At 43.2% G+C, this 3,915-nt stretch carries 4 protein-coding genes; 1 reads left to right on the top strand and 3 read right to left on the bottom strand.

Going from position 1 to position 3,915, the window contains the following annotated elements; translation table 11 throughout:
* From R6U02_RS01940 to R6U02_RS01930, 3 genes are all read right to left on the bottom strand, one after another.
* A partial coding sequence (locus R6U02_RS01940; RefSeq protein WP_410261948.1) for a CHAD domain-containing protein occupies positions 1-1,146 on the bottom strand: 1,146 nt, incomplete at its 3' end.
* Between the two features lie 298 nt (positions 1,147-1,444).
* Positions 1,445-2,551 (bottom strand): putative manganese transporter, encoded by a 1,107-nt coding sequence (locus tag R6U02_RS01935; RefSeq protein WP_410261947.1) that lies wholly within the window; start codon positions 2,549-2,551, stop codon positions 1,445-1,447.
* 404 nt (positions 2,552-2,955) lie between these two features.
* Entirely contained in the window at positions 2,956-3,234 is a 279-nt protein-coding gene (locus R6U02_RS01930) for a DUF427 domain-containing protein (RefSeq protein ID WP_410261946.1), read from the bottom strand.
* 431 nt (positions 3,235-3,665) lie between these two features.
* On the opposite strand from R6U02_RS01930, the gene R6U02_RS01925 reads away from it, so the two are divergent.
* Positions 3,666-3,915 (top strand): hypothetical protein (locus tag R6U02_RS01925; protein ID WP_410261945.1); only part of this gene is annotated, 250 nt, incomplete at its 3' end.

The raw sequence follows: 3,915 nt of genomic DNA, 5'->3' as shown, positions 1-3,915 counted from the left end.
GTTTTGAATGGTCTTCGATTTTTTCTTCACCTTTTTGACTTCTTTGGAAGGCAGCAGCTCTTTGTATCCATCGGCAGCGTACCGTAATTTTTTCGCTTGTTTTCTTGCCCCGTGCGCAGCTTCATGATCCGAGTGATCCGCTTTTTTATATAATTTGAACACTTTTTTCTTTCTCGAAGCGAACCGCTCTTGTAGATAAGTCTCCAAGTCTCCATCCTCGGTCTTGTCTTTGTCGAATCTCAATTGATTGATCGTCTCTTTGGTTTCTTCAAGCATATCTTCAAAAGCCGCAATCATGCTCTTGTTCAAGCGGCTGCGCATCCATTTCCGACGTTCATTATGGAGATACCGGAACACTTCAGCGTAATCATCGATCAAGTCAGGTTCTATAAGCGCTCGTTCGCCGCATGATTCAATCAAGACGTCCGCTTCACGCAACGGCTCTAAGCGGTAGGACGCATCTCGGATCAAGGTATTCAATTCAGTATAGGCATCTTTTCCTATCAGAGGTTTCACAAAATGGAGCAAGGACCGCATCTTGCGCATGTCCACCCGAAAGTTATGAATCTGTTCTGGTGAATAAGGGTTATTGCGGAAGTGCTCGTAAGACTGTGCCATTGCTTCTGCCTGACGTGAAAGCACGTCTCTTAACGGTTCGACTTTTTCATCCGTTTTTTTTTTGGATTTTGGATCATCGTCCCACACGAGTTTGCCCTGTGTCCGGTCGTCATCCAGACGGACCAGGGCCGCCCCGCCTTTTTTGAAGGCATACGGTCGACTCGTCAGCAGACCGACCAAGTCACCCTGAATAGGTTTATGCCCGACACACACGAGACGCGTATCCGAATCAAGGTTCTTGACTTCATCCATAAAGGCAGGGTAGTCGCCACTTTCTAGAAACTCCTTTTCCTCCGCCGCCGGCCAGCCCATCTGCTCCGTTAATATGGAAGCTGTCTGCTTGGCCCGTTTCAGCGGACTCGTCCATACTTTGACATCCAATCCTGTCTCGAGGTCTTTTTTGACAGAGGCGATGAATGCTGAAAACTCCTCTTTCCCTTCTTCTGTCAGTTTGCGTTTCGCATCGTCTTTAGCCGTCGAGCGGTCTTCAGCTTTGCCGTGACGGACCATAAGTAATTCTATCGTCATATCGATCTCTCCTTCAGTAAATACCTGTTCAGTCGTCTGCTTCTCCCTTTAGTATACCAAAAGTGGCCAAAGAGTTGAGTAATAAGCATTTATATCTACATTAAAACGACTCCGACTCATTCGTGTAAATGAGCAGAGCCGTTTAAGTTAGTCAGTTAGTCCATGACGAATGTCTCGTCGAAACAGATAGGCCCGGCGATTGACTAAAATTTTCCAGATAAATGACCGATCCGTCTATTTCGATTTTGAAGTATGACGTTCCAGTCGTGTCGTCCGTTTCTACTAAGGAAAGAGTGCTTTAGATTTCAATACCTAAGGCTAAAACGGTATACCCCACCATCAAGGCAATTATAAAACCAAAGGCTGTAATGACTAACGCCGCTTTTTTGTTAGACACTAGCAATGGGAAAATGCCATCCCCACTTGTTGCGATGCCTGCTGCAATTAAAGCCGCTATCGGAAAATTTGGGATAGCTAAAAAGGCGACCGCAACAGAAATCATCCCGCCACAACCCGGTGCCGCGCCTATGATGGCAGCAATGGCTATGACAACGAAAGCTGATGACGTCATCCACGCATCAAACGTTTCTGGTCCGACCAAAATATCAATAATATAGTTAGCGATCAATAGTCCAGCAAAGACAAAAACAATGACAGTAGCAATATCGAATACGGCATGTAATAACGTTGCCCTCAGATTATTGTCACGAGAACAGTCATGTCCTTTGTAAGTGAATTTGTATACAAGATAATAAATGATCGAAAAAATTGGAAATAAAATGGCTACCCAAACGGATAAGTCATCATAACCTGTCAGTCCACCACCCCATAAAGCCATTATTGATCCGGGCAGCAAAAAAGCACTAAAAGTAAGAATGAGATAAAATCCGATATAATCAACTATGACATGTGATAGGGTTTTTGCTTTACTTGAGTGGTGGTCTTGTTGTGTTATTTTTTCTGGAGTCTCAGGCGCGTCGATGTTTATTCCAATCATATCAACGAGATAACCAAATATAATAGCGACAATAGCGCCTACTAAGTTGACAATAAAAAATGCTTTAAGATTTGCAGCAACACTCGCCTCATCAGAAGCCCCTAATAACACAAAGGATCCTTCTCCTAATGTTGCAATAAATGCAGCAAATAACCCACCAAAGGATATTTTTTGATTTTTATACATTGATGAAACCACAATGGTTGCCCCGCATCCGGGTATCAACCCTAATAACGCTCCGATAATCGGGTGAGACCCACTCGGTCCTATTTGATTATCTCCTGAGAGTTTCCCTCGTAATGCATATGTGATTAAACTAACGCCGATAATTGATATGGAGACATATCCCCCTATAACACCGGCAGCTTCAAGCGTGTCCAGTATGAAGCTCCATACATTAAAATCCATATAATGCCTCTTTCTTCCCTTATTGAATGACTGATTACCTTAAAAAAATTATACATGATAATGATTCTCAATGTCAATTAGGATTAAAGCCTGTTCTGTGAAAAAAACAGTTGAACACAGCTTTAGATGTTGAAATAACAGCGTTTATTGAATCAGAAAGAATTGAGACATAAATGTGAAAAAAAGCACAAAAAACGATTAAACGTTAAATACAACCCTAGCGAAGGGATTATTCAAAGCAAATAGCTTAGTGTAAATATATGTAGTTATAAACATTTTGAATAAAAACCTTATAGCAGCATGATAAAGTGAACATAAGAATGCACCTTCTTCTCAGTCTATCTCCTGAGAAGAAGGTGCAAGGATCATCGTATCTGTTCCAGAGCAGCTTTACGTTCTTCAACTTATTCTTTGACGTACTTTTTCTCGAAGCAGATATGGCCGGCGATCTGTTTGGCCGCCTCTTTAGGGTGCTCGTAGGACCAGGCTCCGTTATCCATACGCTCTTCTCCGGTAACGATGTGGTAATACGTCGCCTCGCCTTTCCAGGGACACGTGTACTGTTTACCGCTTTTCTTCAAATATTCGATTTTCACATCTTCTCTGGGGAAATAATGGTTCTTCTCCACGACCTCGGTATGATCACTTTCTGCGAGCACAATATCTTTGAAAACAGCTTTCATTTTATATCCGTCCTTTCTCAAGTCCATCTAAAAAATCAGCAATAACAAATCGGGCAACTCTTTAGCTGACAAAATGTCAGTGTTCTTTCACTTTCGTTTAGTATACTCTGAAAACCAGTTTTATTTAAAGTATGAAGGCTTGAAAATGGGTAATGACCTCTATCATGTATCGACTGCAACCAGATTCGTTGCAACTTGCGCCCTTATTGACTAAAATTAAGATGATGACAGACACCGCGAGTCACTGTTTATAAATAAAAATCACGTTAAGGAGTGAGAAAATGAACCGTTTTTTCAAGTCTTTATTCATGCTGAACCTCATCTCATTGTTATTGAGCATCGCCTATCTCCTCTTTCCGGGAGAGAGCCTCTTCTGGAACGGTTATGGCCTGTTACTGATCGTGACCCTGACCGGTAATATCGTCGCCAGTATGATCGGGAGCCGATACAGGAAACTCGATACCGCTTATCTAGTATTGTCGAGTCTCGGTCTGTTGATGGTGATGCTCTCAAACACGGCTGCTTCTTTGCTCCCCACGCATGAAACATCCCGGAGTGTTGTGTCGATCGGTATTCTCCTCTTGCTGCTGATCGTTGGAGCGGCGCTTACCCGTGCACCGCTCGTGCGTGCCGCAACGCAACAGGCAAGCACGCCCCCAGCAGCTGAACGACCAGCAAAGA

This window comes from Alkalibacterium sp. (assembly GCF_046484155.1).
Taxonomy (GTDB): Bacteria; Bacillota; Bacilli; order Lactobacillales; family Carnobacteriaceae_A; genus Alkalibacterium.
This window is presented reverse-complemented; position numbering and strand designations above follow the sequence as displayed.

Excerpts from the sequence above, each read along its gene's own strand:
- R6U02_RS01935 (WP_410261947.1), bottom strand. The coding sequence starts at position 2,551 with ATGGATTTTAATGTATGGAGCTTCATACTGGACACGCTTGAAGCTGCC.
- R6U02_RS01930 (WP_410261946.1), bottom strand. The coding sequence starts at position 3,234 with ATGAAAGCTGTTTTCAAAGATATTGTGCTCGCAGAAAGTGATCATACC.